General features: G+C 60.0%; 12 protein-coding genes and 1 pseudogene. 4 read left to right on the forward strand and 9 right to left on the reverse strand.

Features of this window, described 5'->3' with window-relative positions:
• Positions 1-450: 450 nt before the first annotated feature.
• The 8 genes from HEP74_RS02000 to HEP74_RS02030 all read right to left on the reverse strand — a co-directional run bounded on the left by HEP74_RS02000 (position 451) and on the right by HEP74_RS02030 (position 7,178).
• The gene (locus HEP74_RS02000) at positions 451-777 is read right to left on the reverse strand and encodes a hypothetical protein (RefSeq protein WP_185814966.1); all 327 of its coding nucleotides are present in this window, start codon (positions 775-777) and stop codon (positions 451-453) included.
• Positions 778-837: 60 nt separating this feature from the next.
• The gene (locus HEP74_RS02005) at positions 838-1,290 is read right to left on the reverse strand and encodes a hypothetical protein (RefSeq protein ID WP_185814967.1); all 453 of its coding nucleotides are present in this window, start codon (positions 1,288-1,290) and stop codon (positions 838-840) included.
• Between the two features lie 60 nt (positions 1,291-1,350).
• Complete coding sequence (locus HEP74_RS02010; RefSeq protein ID WP_185814968.1) at positions 1,351-1,704, reverse strand: hypothetical protein; 354 nt, start codon at positions 1,702-1,704, stop codon at positions 1,351-1,353.
• A gap of 120 nt (positions 1,705-1,824) precedes the next feature.
• Positions 1,825-2,061 carry an Imm32 family immunity protein gene (locus HEP74_RS22075; protein WP_524540760.1) on the reverse strand — a complete coding sequence of 79 codons (237 nt, stop codon included), beginning with the start codon at positions 2,059-2,061 and terminating at the stop codon, positions 1,825-1,827.
• A 3,198-nt stretch (positions 2,062-5,259) separates the two neighbouring features.
• Positions 5,260-5,757 (reverse strand): DUF6265 family protein, encoded by a 498-nt coding sequence (locus tag HEP74_RS02015; protein WP_185814969.1) that lies wholly within the window; start codon positions 5,755-5,757, stop codon positions 5,260-5,262.
• A 66-nt stretch (positions 5,758-5,823) separates the two neighbouring features.
• A complete protein-coding gene (locus tag HEP74_RS02020; protein ID WP_185814970.1) occupies positions 5,824-6,291 on the reverse strand; it encodes a hypothetical protein in 468 nt (155 codons plus the stop codon).
• A 116-nt stretch (positions 6,292-6,407) separates the two neighbouring features.
• Positions 6,408-6,587 carry a hypothetical protein gene (locus HEP74_RS02025; RefSeq protein WP_185814971.1) on the reverse strand — a complete coding sequence of 60 codons (180 nt, stop codon included), beginning with the start codon at positions 6,585-6,587 and terminating at the stop codon, positions 6,408-6,410.
• Positions 6,588-6,761: 174 nt separating this feature from the next.
• Positions 6,762-7,178, reverse strand: coding sequence for a VOC family protein (locus tag HEP74_RS02030; protein ID WP_221893153.1), 417 nt, complete (start codon positions 7,176-7,178; stop codon positions 6,762-6,764).
• Between the two features lie 681 nt (positions 7,179-7,859).
• On the opposite strand from HEP74_RS02030, the pseudogene HEP74_RS02035 reads away from it, so the two are divergent.
• Positions 7,860-8,872, forward strand: a pseudogene (locus tag HEP74_RS02035) (integron integrase).
• A 146-nt stretch (positions 8,873-9,018) separates the two neighbouring features.
• Here HEP74_RS02035 and ilvD read toward each other — a convergent pair.
• Positions 9,019-10,857: a dihydroxy-acid dehydratase gene (gene ilvD / locus HEP74_RS02040; RefSeq protein WP_185814973.1), complete on the reverse strand. Its 1,839-nt coding sequence runs from the start codon at positions 10,855-10,857 to the stop codon at positions 9,019-9,021.
• Positions 10,858-11,161: 304 nt separating this feature from the next.
• On the opposite strand from ilvD, the gene HEP74_RS02045 reads away from it, so the two are divergent.
• The 3 genes from HEP74_RS02045 to HEP74_RS02055 all read left to right on the forward strand — a co-directional run bounded on the left by HEP74_RS02045 (position 11,162) and on the right by HEP74_RS02055 (position 13,270).
• A complete protein-coding gene (locus HEP74_RS02045) occupies positions 11,162-11,704 on the forward strand; it encodes a DUF1190 domain-containing protein (protein WP_185814974.1) in 543 nt (180 codons plus the stop codon).
• 41 nt (positions 11,705-11,745) lie between these two features.
• Positions 11,746-12,927, forward strand: coding sequence for a glutathionylspermidine synthase family protein (locus HEP74_RS02050; RefSeq protein ID WP_185814975.1), 1,182 nt, complete (start codon positions 11,746-11,748; stop codon positions 12,925-12,927).
• A 154-nt stretch (positions 12,928-13,081) separates the two neighbouring features.
• Positions 13,082-13,270, forward strand: coding sequence for a hypothetical protein (locus HEP74_RS02055; RefSeq protein WP_185814976.1), 189 nt, complete (start codon positions 13,082-13,084; stop codon positions 13,268-13,270).
• Positions 13,271-13,446 lie beyond the last annotated feature (176 nt).

A 13,446-nucleotide genomic window follows, 5' to 3' on the forward strand; every position in this document is an offset into this window, starting at 1 on the left:
GTCAGATGTTTTCGAAGGCATGAGCTTGGGCGTCAACCCTGCCTAATGTCGAAGGCATAGAGGACCACTTGGATGACTTGAGGAGGCTTTGCTCGCATCTGCTTGTCCGCGAGGGGTCGATTCGGACGATGTGGCCAAAGACGCTAGCATGGCGCTTGAGGAGGTGATCTAAAATTTTTTACTGGCCGCCCTGATTGCCGAAACCAAAAACCGCATTGCCGCGAACATTGAAGTACCCGTGGGAGGCGAGTGCCATACAGATGCGCTCTGACCAGGCGCAATCTAACGGACCCATGGTTATCGCGATTGGGACATAGAGCGGCTCATCTGGTAAGCCGCGAGCAATCACGGCCTCAACATCCTGCTCTGTCCATCCGTCTTGAAATGGGCCCATTGTGGCAACTAGCGCCTGAAGCCGCGCCGCGAAGAGGTTTCGGCTTGAATGAATTGTTAGGTCGCGGCGCCATTGGCATCCTTATTTGGGTAGAACAGTAGGGTGCTGCCTTCTTGCAGCGCATCCTCGTAGAAGCCGGCAAACCCTCTGTATAGATCTGTATTTAGAACCTCGACCTGAAGCTTTCCATAGCGCATGTTCTCAATGTTCGTGAAGCCATACCTGCCACACTCAGCGACAGCCGCTTGGTACTCGCTTGCGTCCGAGTCTTGGCGGAGGAACAGCATGCACTTATGAGTTGCACCAACCTCCGGATGATTCCATGTGTACTCGGCATCGCCAGAGTACTTGCCAGTGAACCCATAGATTACGACGACAGTCATTGAGTGACCTAACGCCTGAATTAAGCCGACCCGCGAAGCGGGTTCGGCTTGAATGAATTGTTAGGCCCCTGGCCCCGCGCCATACAACTGCTCCCAGTAGTGGCCGTAACCCCATGCCTTGGCACCTGAGGATCGGCAGATGTATGGCCTCTCATCAGTACGTAGCTCACTAGTGCATTCAAAGCTGAATGTGGCGCTATGGAAGACGTGACCATAGGACTCCTTGACCTCGATCCCGGTGACCTCGAATGCGACATTCATCGACGCGTGCAGCAGTGCTTCCGCCGGAATGCCATGTGCCTCTGACTCTCTCAGGAGCCACTCTCGATAGCTTGCGCCGGTGCGCATCTCGGGCTTGGAGAGGCCGTTGATCGAGGCGGTTCCTTGCAGAAAATCGAACTCTACGACGCCATTCTTCTCCCTCGCCAACACTGCTAGATCCAACCCCTCGGGCAGATCAAGGAATCTCTGAGGAAGCATGTTTGCGAAATGCTGGATAACCTTGCGGCGCATGAAGGGGCCTAACGTCTGAGTTAAGCCGCGCCGCAAAGCGGCGTCGGCTTGGACGAATTGTTAGGTGGCCAGCCGGAACAGTGATTCGTCCTGCGGCCAGCTACCCTCATATGTGTACGACTCCAGGCAACTAATGTAGCCGTCCTTGACCCACAAAATGAGCCCGGCGCCGTCCGGCAGCTCCGGGTGCTCCGCGTGACCCTTGGGCATGTCCTCAATCTTCCAGCGAGCCTCGTCCAGCAGCGCTGCGCTAGGGTCTACTGCAAGATTTGTGTAGAGCCCAACACCCGTGTAGTCGCGGGACGCACATTTGCCTGTAGCCAGTTGAGCCAGAATCACATCCCGCTGCGGGTCCGAGGCAGCAATGGCTTCGATTGCTCGCTGCTCATATGCGCTGAGTTCTTCGATGGTCATCTAACGCCCGCGGTAAGCCGCACCGGAGTGCGTAGCACGGAGGGAATGTTGGTGTCGGCTTGACCAACCATTTAGGCCGCTGCGCGAAGGCAAAGCGTTGCCGTTGATAGATGAACGATGCTAGTCATTGCGACAAACCACAAACTGTGGCGAATTGCGGAACTGCTTAAGTTGATCAGAAAGATGGACGTGATCGTAGCTTTCGCCCATGCGTTCCATATCGGCAGCGCACTTAATTAAGAAATTGGCAATCTGGCGCAACTCTTTGGGAGAAGCGCATAGCGTCACCTCAGTGAGTGTAGTAGGTGTGATTTCCTCTGGCGGGAGATCAGTTTCTGAGTATCCGAAGAACTTCATATGCCAAGATGCCTAACACCAAAATTAAGCCGACCCGCAGCAGGGCGGCTACTGAGGGTGAGTATAGCCGAAGACGTGCGCTCGGGCGCCACCTTGATGTGGGTTCGGCTTGAATGAATTGTTAGGCTTCACTACTTTGTAGCCTGAAAAAAATTACAACATCAAGTACGATAGATGTTGCGGTAAAGAGACCTGCGCCTGCAAGGAATATATTTGTCAGCGCCAAAGAGTCGCTGGATAGTAAGAAGCGAAGAAATGCGCCTGGAGTCGCAATGGCGCAAAGGATCGCAAGAGATCCCGATGCTGCCGAGGAGAAGCGTATCCAAGGTCGTTTGTCCTCCAAGCCAAATTTGATGGCAAAGAGATTTATCGCAGCTGCGATGATCAGTATGAGGATAGCTGCGAGGACTCTCAATGAACTCTCACTTGCGGCCTATCGTCTGAATTAAGCCGACTGGCGAAGCCCGTCGGATTGAATGAATTGTTAGGCCGCTGCCCGAAGGAGCAAAAGCCCAATGATGCAAAAGACCAGCAGTCCGACGAGAACTTGGTGAGCACGGTAGTGCCGCCTAATGGCAACGTGATCAGGGTGTGACAAGTCATTAGCTACTGGAATCTTTCGCATGCGTAATAGGTTAAGGACGATCCCGAGTGGTGAGCCGCCCGAACGAAAGCTGTCCAACTCAGCAGACTTCAATTGCTGTGCACCAATGGCCTTGCGGATGCTGCGGGCCAGCAACCAGTCATTCGCTATGACGGCAGCGAAAAGAGCTATAGTTATATAAGTCAAAAGGTGCATGAACTCTCCGAGCGGCCCAACACCTGAATTAAGCCGCGCCGCGAAGCGGCGTCGGCTTGAATGAATTGTTAGGCATCGCGGCGCAAGGCTACTCTTTCGAAATGGCGTACTGGGCTTGCCTGACACAAGATTCCGCTTCGCTCCTGCTCTTGAACTGATCCACGGTGAGTACGCCCCAGCCGTGGCCCGTCATTCCTACCCAGATGATTGGGACTTCATCGGCGCGGGTGTCCAGATTTAGCACGCCACTTTTCCCGCCAGGGTTGTGCTCGATGTAGACGCTATGAGGGCCAGGTTCTACAACGACATGTGCGAAGTTGTTTGGCTTCAAGGTTCCGATCGGCCTATTGTCAACGATTGCAGTTGTGCGGTTGCCTGCTCCGACAAACGCGGCTTTCTCTCGACATACGTACAGGCTAACTCTCCCGGGAACAGGCTGCAGTTCACGCAACGTAGCTTCGGCGCTCTTGTCTCCGTATGTCACCGTCGCGCATCCGGACATGGTTGTGACGACTAGCCCAGCTGCTACAGCATGTTGGATCTTCATCTGAATCCCCCTGAGGCTTGACGAGGCCTAACGCTTGAATTAAGCCGAGTTGCGTAGCAACTTCGGCTTGAATGAGTTGTTAGGCAGTGAGTGGCCGAAACGGTTGAGACCGCAACCGTGCTCCCCCAGCATTGTCCGCCTGAGTCGAGTGTGCCACAGCCTGTGAGATGAAGCTTGTGCCGCAATGCCACGGGGCCTGTTGGCTCCGAAGCCAGGCGCAATGAGTGCCGCGCGGCAGTGACACGAAATGACGAAGCGGCGGACTGCCCGATGCCAGTTACGGTGAGAACCACTGTCCGGAGCCAACCGCGTGCGCGCCAGTGAACTGGTCGAAGATGCGAGCACCGATGCTGTTGCTCCACCACGGCCTAACACCAGAATTAAGCCGGCCCGCGAGGGGGGGGCGGCTTTAATGAATTGTTAGGCTTATGCGCAAGAACTATGTTCCAGTTCTTGCAGAACCCCTTCTCATTGGTGCAGGCGTCAAATAGCGACACCGTAAACGAAAAAATAATAAATGCGGTTGTTAGACAGATACCGAAGATGTTGAGATACGTGCCGGCCACATCTCTGGAAAGACGGCGGAGATAAACGATGAGAAGGACGAAGCATAATATTGAGACCTGTGTTAGTAGTCCCTTGAGTAAAAGTTCTCCGAAGCCCCCTGGGCCGTCGCCGTGAACAACGGAGAACTGTCGGAGGACAACCAACAAGAAAAGCGCGTTGATAGTTAGAAAAATTCTTGATGTGGCTTTCATCAGGGTCTGTCTGAAGTCTCCAGCACAAGCCTAACGTCTGAATTAAGCCGGCCCGCGAAGCGGGCTCGGCTTGAATGAATTGTTAGACCCTTTCATATGACCAGTCTTGGTAGCGCAGTAGCTCCATGAGCAGCTCAATGATCCGGTCTCTTGAGTTGTTGAGCTGAGCTCGATACTTTGAAATTCTCTCTTGGACCGAATTGGGCGGATAGACTTCACCGTGGGCCATAAACATTTGCAGCGGCTTCTTCGTGAGCGTACGAATCTCCCCAGCGTAAAAGCTGCCTTGTGGCAGCGACTCAATAAAGCGGCATAGCTCCTCACAATGGTCCGAGAGCTGATCTACGCTTTCCGCCGCACTGTTGACGTGTGAGAGAAAATTTAATCTTTTAAACAAAGGCTGAAACTTGGGGCATAGTATCGACGGGTCTTTGTGTTTCCTAAAAAGCCTCAATCTTCCGATCTCAATTGCCTTAGTTGGATTGTGCTGATCCCTTAAATGGCAGTTAGGACACAGCGGGATAAGATTATCAGCGACCGAATTAGATGGATCCTCGTCTATGTGATGCAGTTGTGGGTCGCGCGATCCACAGACGGAACACAAGTGACTGTACTCCTTGAGTACCGAAGCTGAGACTGCTTGTCGCGGACTTTTTCGCGGACTTTTCATAATGGTCTAACGCTTGAATTAAGCCGCGTTGCGAAGCAACGTCGGCTTGAATGAGTTGTTAGGCAGTGAGTGGCCGAAACGGTTGAGACCGCAACCGTGCTCCCCAGCACTGCCCGCCTGAGCCGAGTGTGCCACAGCTCGCGGGATGAAGTTTGCAACGCCAATGCCACGGGCCTGCTGGCTCCGAAGCCAGGCGCAATGAGTGCCGCGCGGCAGTGACGCGAAATGATGAAGCGGCAGACTGTCCGATGCCAGTTACGGTGAGAACCACTTTCCGGAGCCGACCGCGTACGCGCCAGTGAACTGGTCGAAAGTGCGAGCACCCATGCTGTTGCTCCACCACGGCCTAACGTTTGACATGAGGGGCGCCCAAAGGCGCTAGCCTTTGGGCGTCCCTCTCGATGGAAGGGTTAGGCGGCACGGGCTACCTGGCAGGGAGTTTGAGTTGTGAATCGCAGCTCACTCGGTTCATTGGGAACTCGATGACCCGGAGAGCTCCTTTCCGCATGCCCTCGATTCGAGCCCGCAGCTTCGTTTCGCCTTCGAGTTGATAGATGACCCGTTGCGGGAAGTCGTGTTGTGTATTCTCGAACACGACCTCGGTCTCACCAAGGCGCAGGAGAGGGAAGACCACTGTTTTCTGCCCTGACGGCATGGCGATGAATGCCAGTTGTCCACTTTCCACAGCTCGGATCTGCATGAACTCAAACTCGACTGTCTTTCCTTGCTTCACCGTGCGGCTCACGCCGAGCAAGGTGCCGCCAGCCAAGGGCAGCCAGTGCTCGCCTGAGCCCGGCTCGGCGGTATCGCTTTTCCAGCAGCCCCCAAGCCAAGCCAACTGCGAGATGTCTGCAGCTCTTGCACTTGTGCCCGTGTCAGCGAGAAGGACGAGTATTGCTGCTAGGAAGGGCAGAGTACGCATGGTATTTGTGCCGCCTAACACCTGAGTTAAGCCGCGCCGCAAAGCGGCGTCGGCTTGGACGAATTGTTAGCTGGCACCCGCAACCTCCCGCAGGGCCAGCGTGAGCGCCCGCAACTCCTCAGGATGGTAGCGGAAGTCGGCCTCTACATTGCTGGAGCCACGAGCAATCCACTCTTCTCCGACCTGCTGATACTGCTCCTTGGTAAGAGAGCTGTACTTTTCGTAAGGGTAGCGCAACTTTACGAAGTTGCTGCCGAGATCGGCCAAGACACTTTCGTGACTATCGGTCAGAGCGGACGGGCCGGCCCATTCTCCGGCGAGCCGAAGCACGGTGGCTTGGGTTTCTTGTGGGAGCTGATTGAAAAACGGCAAGTAATGGTGGCCGTGAGCCTGTTCGCCCGTGGCGCGTTCTACGACGACCTTGAGCAGCAGCTCAAAGCCGACAAGCTGTAGTAGGTACGCGGAATCTGATTCGTCACCTGCTGCCCGCAGCAGCTCAGCCGACGCGAAGCGCTTAGTGCTTTCTCGAAGCATCAATGAGTGCCGAATTGTTTGCATGCCAGCTAACGCCTGAGTTAAGGCGAGCCGCGAAGCGGCTTCGCCTTGAATTGTTAGGCCGCGAGCAAGGAAATCCCACTAGCTGCGATTCTTTATTCATCGGTGGAGCTGGTAATCGAAAGATCGAGGGCATTGCCGTTGATGTCTACGAAGAGCCGGCTGCCATCCTTGAATCTGATCCCTACCTCGCCTGGTTGGTGGCGCCAGACAGTCTCGACCATTTTTCCACTTAGCAGCTCAGTGGCCCGTTGGGCTTCCTCTTCAAGCGTCATGAACTTTTCCCTTGCGGCCTAACGCCTTGGCTCAGTTGCCGCCGGAGCAGCCTAAGGCAGCCGAAGCGCGGAGCGCTTTGGGCAGTCAACTGCAGCGATTTGTCGGGCACCCAAGGCAACCTCCGCAAACTGTTCAAGTCGCCATGAAGTTGTGAAACATGCCCGAAAATAGAATCATTTATCCAAGGACGGCGGTTGCATGAGTTCAAGTGCTGTTCCTGACGGACCTACGATATACATCACATGAGTACCAGTACGCGAGCCTTCTTCGATCTTCTGGGGTTTACCTTGAGCTTTCCAGCCATAATAACCGACCTTCTCGATCACTGCCTCAATGTTGCTTACTTGAATGGCCAAGTGAAGTATCCCGGCACTGTAAGGCCTGGAGGGAGCCTCCGTGCGCTTTGTAACATCGTCGTACTCTAGCAATTCGATTTTTTGGCCAGCGAGCTCAACTATTGCCATTTTTACGGTTGCATTCTTGGCGCCGGTCACCTGCGTAAGGAAGTCGCCAGCCATTTCCCCGGTGCGGATAAGTTCAGCGCCCAAGGCTTCGGTCCAAAACAGTATGGCATCGTCGAGAGATGGCACTGAAATGCCTACGTGATCAGAACGGTAGACCTCAAAATTTCGTGACGATGCCATTACTCACCTTGAAATTACGAAAGTTAATGATTGACTGAATTTCCGCACTAAATGACCGCGCCTAACGCCTGAATTAAACCGACCCGCGAAGCGGGTTCGGCTTGAATTAATTGTTAGGCATGAGCTACTGCCATGCCAGCGCTTCTGCTTTTCTAGTTGCCTTATCAACAGTTACGGTGAATCCCTTGCAATCAAAAACCCACTTGCTGCCGCAAGTTGAGTAGTCGAATGACCACACAGGACTCTGCGGATTAGCAACTCCGGATGGGCCAGTTTTGGTTGGCTCTCCAAACTTACTTAGGTCATATCCTGCTTTAGTCGCTTCAGCATTGGCGAGAAGAATCGCCTCTTGGCGAGAACCCACCGTCGCGACACCCTTGACTGCGAGAGTGGTTGAGTCCGTGCAAGCCGCAGCAATAAGCGCAGCGAGAGCTGAAATGGCAAGTAAGTCTGATCTCATGCCTAACTACTATTGGACCGCCTAAAAGCGGTGTTGTACCAAGTATCGACTAACGCCAGAAGTCTGGGAAGGGGGGGGATTCCTACTTCGTAACAATGACTTGCCGGATGGCAACCGATGGTCTTGGCGTCGATGCTGGTTGCGTTATCCGACGTTTGAGCAGGCGTATGAGTTACACCCATGACGATGCAGGCGTAACGACGCGGCTGGCGCCCAAGCTGCTGGATCAGGTCCGTGGTCGGCTGCGGCTTCGCCACTACAGCCTGCGCACCGAGCAGGCGTATGTGGGCTGGATACGGCGCTTCATTCTGGCCAACGGCAAGCGGCATCCGGTGCAGATGGGGCGGGCAGAGGTCGAGGCGTTTCTGACCGAACTGGCGACGCGGGGCCAGGTGTCGGCCGGAACGCAGAATCAGGCGCTGGCGGCGCTGCTGTTCCTCTATCGCGACGTTCTGGGCGTGGAGTTGCCCTGGATGGAGAATCTGGTGCGCGCCAAGCGACCGCGGCGGATTCCGGTGGTGCTCTCGACTGAGGAGGTCGCGCGCTTGCTGACGATGCTGGAGGGGTCCTGTCGGCTGATGGCGGGGCTGCTGTACGGCAGCGGGATGCGGTTGCTGGAATGCCTGCGGTTGCGGATCAAGGATGTGGACATGGTTCGCGGCGAGATCGTGGTGCGCGACGGCAAAGGCGGCAAGGATCGGCGGGTGCCGCTGCCGCGCAGCCTGCGCGGGGAATTGATGCAGCAACGCGAGCGGGCGCTGCTGCTGCACGCCGCGGATCTCGCCGAGGGGGCGGGAAGGGTGTTGCTGCCACATGCGCTGGCGCGCAAGTATCCCAATGCCGATGTCGAGCCCGGCTGGCAGTATCTGTTCCCCGCCGCGCGTCGATCGGTGGATCCGCGCAGTGGCCGAGTGGGCCGGCATCACGTGTCGGAGGAAACGCTGCAGCGCGCAGTGCAGGCGGCACGGCGCCGGGCTGGCATCGCCAGCCGGCGACCTGCCACACCCTGCGGCATTCGTTTGCCACGCACCTGCTGGAAGCCGGCCACGATATCCGCACCGTGCAGGAGCTGCTAGGCCACAAGGATGTGGCCACCACGCAGATCTACACGCATGTGCTTGGGCGCGGGGCCTCGGCGGTGCGCAGCCCGCTGGATGGGCTGGGCGTCGGCGGCGAGTGACGTGCCGCCAGGAAAAGCAACCCAGCTGCGGGCGATTGCAGTCACGCGTCGGGACTGATGGCCCAAGGCCACCCAGAGTCCCTCCCACAGTGCAATGCCAGGACACCATGAAGACCGCGGAAGTCCACGGTCTTCATGACAACGCCTCAACCGTCCAGCATCGCCTTGTCGCGCACCGCGCCCTTGTCGGCGCTGGTTGCCAGCAGCGCGTACGCCTTCAGCGCGGTGGTGACCTTGCGTGGGCGTACTTCGACCGGCTTCCAGCCTTGCACGTCCTGTGCGGCGCGGCGGGCGGCCAGTTCGGCGTCGTCGACCAGCAGGTTGATGCTGCGGTTGGGGATGTCGATCAGGATCTTGTCGCCGTCGCGGACCAGGCCGATGGCGCCGCCGGCCGCCGCTTCCGGCGAGGCGTGGCCGATCGACAGGCCGGAGGTGCCGCCGGAGAAGCGGCCGTCGGTGAGCAGGGCGCATTGCTTGCCCAGGCCCTTGGACTTCAGGTACGAGGTGGGGTAGAGCATCTCCTGCATGCCGGGGCCGCCCTTGGGGCCTTCGTAGCGGATCACCACCACGTCGCCGGCCTTCACTTCGTCGGCGAGGATGCCCTTGACCGCCGAATCCTGGCTCTCGAACACCTTGGCGTTGCCTTCGAACACGTGGATCGATTCGTCCACGCCGGCGGTCTTGACCACGCAGCCGTCGACGGCGATGTTGCCGTACAGCACCGCCAGTCCGCCTTCCTGCGAGTAGGCATGGGCGACGTCGCGGATGCAGCCGGCTTCGCGGTCGGCGTCCAGCGTCGGCCAGCGCGTGGCCTGGCTGAAGGCGATCTGGGTCGGGATGCCGGCCGGGCCGGCCTTGTAGAAGGTGTGCACGGCGTCGGCTTCGGTCTGGGTGATGTCCCACTGCGCGATGGCGTCGGCGAGGGTGCGGCTGTGCACGGTGGGCTGGTCGGTATGCAGCAGGCCGCCGCGCGCCAGTTCGCCGAGGATGGCGACGATGCCGCCAGCGCGGTGCACGTCTTCGATGTGGTACTTCTGGATGTTTGGCGCGACCTTGCACAGTTGCGGCACATGCCGCGACAGGCGGTCGATGTCGCGCAGGGTGAACGGCACTTCGCCTTCCTGCGCGGCGGCGAGCAGGTGCAGGATGGTGTTGGTGGAGCCGCCCATCGCGATGTCCAGGGTCATCGCGTTCTCGAACGCTTCGAAGGTGGCGATGCCGCGCGGCAGGGCGGTCGGATCTTCGGCGCCGTACCAGCGGTGGCATAGCTCGACCGCGGTGCGTCCTGCCTTCAGGAACAGCTGCTCGCGGTCGGCATGGGTGGCGACCACGGTGCCGTTGCCGGGCAGGGCCAGGCCCAGCGCCTCGGTCAGGCAGTTCATCGAGTTGGCGGTGAACATGCCCGAGCACGAGCCGCAGGTGGGGCAGGCGCTGCGCTCGAACGCGGCGACCTTTTCGTCGGAGGCGTTGGGATCGGCGGCGATCACCATCGCATCGATCAGGTCCAGGTTGTGGTCGGCGAGCTTGGTCTTGCCCGCTTCCATCGGCCCGCCGGACACGAACACGGTGGGGATGTTGAGGCGCAGCGCGGCCATCAGCATGCCGGGAGTGATCTTGTCGCAGTTGGAGATGCACACCAGCGCGTCGGCGCAGTGCGCATTGACCATGTATTCCACCGAGTCGGCGATGATCTCGCGGCTGGGCAGCGAATACAGCATGCCGTCGTGGCCCATGGCGATGCCGTCGTCCACCGCGATGGTGTCGAATTCCTTGGCCACGCCGCCGACGCGCTCGATCTCGCGGGCGACCAGCTGGCCGAGATCCTTCAGGTGCACGTGGCCGGGCACGAACTGGGTGAAGGAGTTGGCGATGGCGATGATCGGCTTGTGGAAGTCGGCGTCCTGCATGCCGGTGGCGCGCCACAGCGCGCGCGCGCCAGCCATGTTACGGCCGTGGGTGGAGGTCTTGGAGCGATAGTCGGGCATGGGGGTGTCGTGCGGTCGGAAGGCGGGCGGAGTGCTGGCGGAAGCGGGCGGCCCGGCGGGCCGCAAAGGGTTGCATTCGCAACCTTTTGCGCGCCGTACAGGGCCATTGGCCACGTTATCACGCGGCCTGTGCGGCTGCCCTTGCCGGCGATGAACCGGTGCCTTACGCCAGTCGCGTGGATGCCGCCGCGATGCCCGATCCGGGGATCGGACGATGCGGATGCACGGGCCTACGCTGTGCCGTCGATTTCCGTCCCTGGCCGGAACCAGGCATCATCTGGGTCTGTGGTCCGGGAGGGAACCGATGAAGCGATCCAAGAAGGCTGCGCTGTTGCTGATGGGCAGTGCGCCGCTGCTGTTCACGGCCTGCGCGCCCGAAGCCAAGCACCAGGAGGGGCTGTACACCTCGGTGGAAGCCTGCGCGGCGCAGACCCACGACATCACCACCTGCCGCGAGGCGTTCAAGCAGGCGCAGCAGCAGTCGGCCGAGCAGGGGCCCAAGTACGCCAACCGCGAGCAGTGCGCGCAGGAGTATTCGGCCGAGCGCTGCGTGGAGCAGCGCGACAGCCACGGGCATTCGTTCATCGGTCCGCTGATGACCGGTTTCTTCCTGTCGCAGATGCTCAACGGCAACCGCATGGCCGGCTTCAATGCCGCGCCGGCGTTCCAGGACCGGCAGAGCCAGTGGCAGCGGCCCGCTACCGCCGGGGCCGGCGCTACCACCACCACCAGCCTGCGCGGCAACCAGACCATGACCCATATCGGCGCCACGCCGAACCGGGCGGTCACGGTGAGCCGTGGCGGCTTCGGCAGCTCCAGCGGCGCGCGCGGCAGCTTCGGCGGCTGATTGCCGCACCTCTTTACGCCGCATCCAACCAAGGCAAGTACATGCAACGCATCGCGATCGTCGAACGCGGCGACTGGCGCGCGCAGGCCGCCGAGTGCGGCTTCCGTTTCCATACCATCGGCGGTGAACGCTACTGGGACGAACGCGCGTACTACGCGTTCACCTTGCGCCAGATCGAACGCGACCTGGAGGATCCCAGCGCCGAGCTGCACCAGATGGCGATGGGGCTGGTGGACGAGATCGTTGCCAGCGAGGAGTTGATGCAGCGCCTGGCGATTCCGCCGGCGTTCCGCGACTGGATCGCCGAGAGCTGGCGGCGCCGCGATCCGCACTTGTACGGGCGCCTGGACCTGGCCTACGACGGCACCGGCCCGGCCAAGCTGTACGAACTGAACTACGACACGCCGACCTCGCTGTTCGAGTCGTCGTTCTTCCAGTGGCAGTGGCTGGAAGACCAGCGTGCGCAGGGCCGTCTGGCGCAAGATGCCGACCAGTTCAACTCGATCCACGAGACGCTGGTGGAGCGCTTCGCCGAACTGGCGGCGCAGTTGCCGCCGCCGCTGTCCTTCGCCGCGGTGCGCGAGTCGGAAGAGGACCAGGGCACGATCGCCTATCTGCGCGATTGCGCGGCGCAGGCCGGGCTGTTCGGCGAGGCGATCGCGATCGAGGACATCGGCCTGTCCGAGGACGGGCGCTATACCGATCTGAACGACGTGGTGATCGGCGCCATGTTCAAGCTGTATCCGTTGGAAGACCTGTTCGCAGAGCGCTTCGGCCAGGCCCTGCCGGGATCGGGTCTGCGCCTGCTGGAGCCGCCGTGGAAGGCGGTGCTGAGCAACAAGGGCATCCTGCCGCTGCTGTGGTCGCGCCATCGCGGCCATCCCAACCTGCTGCCGGCCGCGTTCGACGACGGCGCCGCGCTGCCGCCGGGTTGGGTGCGCAAGCCGCTGCATTCGCGCGAAGGCGCCAATATCGCCTTGCACCTGGCCGACGGGCGCATGCTGGAGAGCGACGGCCCGTACCAGGGGCCGTGCATCGTGCAGCAGGCGCATCCGTTACCGGCATTCGATGGCCGCTATCCGATGGTCGGCAGCTGGATCGTCGGCGATACCGCGTGCGGCATCGGCATCCGCGAGGACGACGGCCCGATCACCCGCGACAGTGCGCGCTTCGTGCCGCATGCGATCGTCGAAGCGGGGCAGCCGGGGGTTTTGTACGCCTGAGCCTGGGGCGCTACCGCAGAGGTGCGCGCCGGCGCTCGCATGGCCATCGCCATCGCCATCGGCGAACGACGCGCCGCGCTGATGGCGAGTCCGCTGCGCGGCAGCCGGGTACGCTGGGTTACTCTAGCAATCCCATCCACGCAGGCGACGTGCCATGGATCGCAATTCGATCGCGCAACGATTGCAGTATATGAAGGACGAGCGCCGCGCGGGTGGCGAGCAGCTGCAGCAGCTGGATGCCCGCAGAAGCGATTTGCAGCAGACGCTGACGCGGATCGATGGCGCGATTCAGGTGCTGGAGGAGCTTCTGGGCGATCAGCAGGAGCCGCCGGCTTCGGCGTAGCGGTCTTCGGGGCGGTCGCGTTGCCGGTGGTGCGGGTCTCGCCCGGCGCGGCCTGCGGCGATGTTCGGCTGCGCGCTGAGGCTGCAGAAAGACAGGAAGACGGACGCAGCGCCGCGTCCCCATCGCTGCATCGACTGCAGCGGCCAAGAAACAGAAAACCGGCGGGCATCGCTGCC

Origin of the sequence: Xanthomonas sp. SS (assembly GCF_014236835.1) — a bacterium.
GTDB lineage: Bacteria > Pseudomonadota > Gammaproteobacteria > Xanthomonadales > Xanthomonadaceae > Xanthomonas_A.

What these genes read in the sequence shown, in the direction of transcription:
- HEP74_RS02005 (WP_185814967.1), bottom strand. Translation starts at nt 1,290, where the DNA reads ATGCGCCGCAAGGTTATCCAGCATTTCGCAAACATGCTTCCTCAGAGA.
- HEP74_RS02055 (WP_185814976.1), top strand. Translation starts at nt 13,082, where the DNA reads ATGGATCGCAATTCGATCGCGCAACGATTGCAGTATATGAAGGACGAG.
- HEP74_RS02015 (WP_185814969.1), bottom strand. Translation starts at nt 5,757, where the DNA reads ATGCGTACTCTGCCCTTCCTAGCAGCAATACTCGTCCTTCTCGCTGAC.
- HEP74_RS02045 (WP_185814974.1), top strand. Translation starts at nt 11,162, where the DNA reads ATGAAGCGATCCAAGAAGGCTGCGCTGTTGCTGATGGGCAGTGCGCCG.
- HEP74_RS02010 (WP_185814968.1), bottom strand. Translation starts at nt 1,704, where the DNA reads ATGACCATCGAAGAACTCAGCGCATATGAGCAGCGAGCAATCGAAGCC.
- HEP74_RS02020 (WP_185814970.1), bottom strand. Translation starts at nt 6,291, where the DNA reads ATGCTTCGAGAAAGCACTAAGCGCTTCGCGTCGGCTGAGCTGCTGCGG.
- HEP74_RS22075 (WP_524540760.1), bottom strand. Translation starts at nt 2,061, where the DNA reads ATGAAGTTCTTCGGATACTCAGAAACTGATCTCCCGCCAGAGGAAATC.
- HEP74_RS02000 (WP_185814966.1), bottom strand. Translation starts at nt 777, where the DNA reads ATGACTGTCGTCGTAATCTATGGGTTCACTGGCAAGTACTCTGGCGAT.
- HEP74_RS02025 (WP_185814971.1), bottom strand. Translation starts at nt 6,587, where the DNA reads ATGACGCTTGAAGAGGAAGCCCAACGGGCCACTGAGCTGCTAAGTGGA.
- ilvD (WP_185814973.1), bottom strand. Translation starts at nt 10,857, where the DNA reads ATGCCCGACTATCGCTCCAAGACCTCCACCCACGGCCGTAACATGGCT.
- HEP74_RS02050 (WP_185814975.1), top strand. Translation starts at nt 11,746, where the DNA reads ATGCAACGCATCGCGATCGTCGAACGCGGCGACTGGCGCGCGCAGGCC.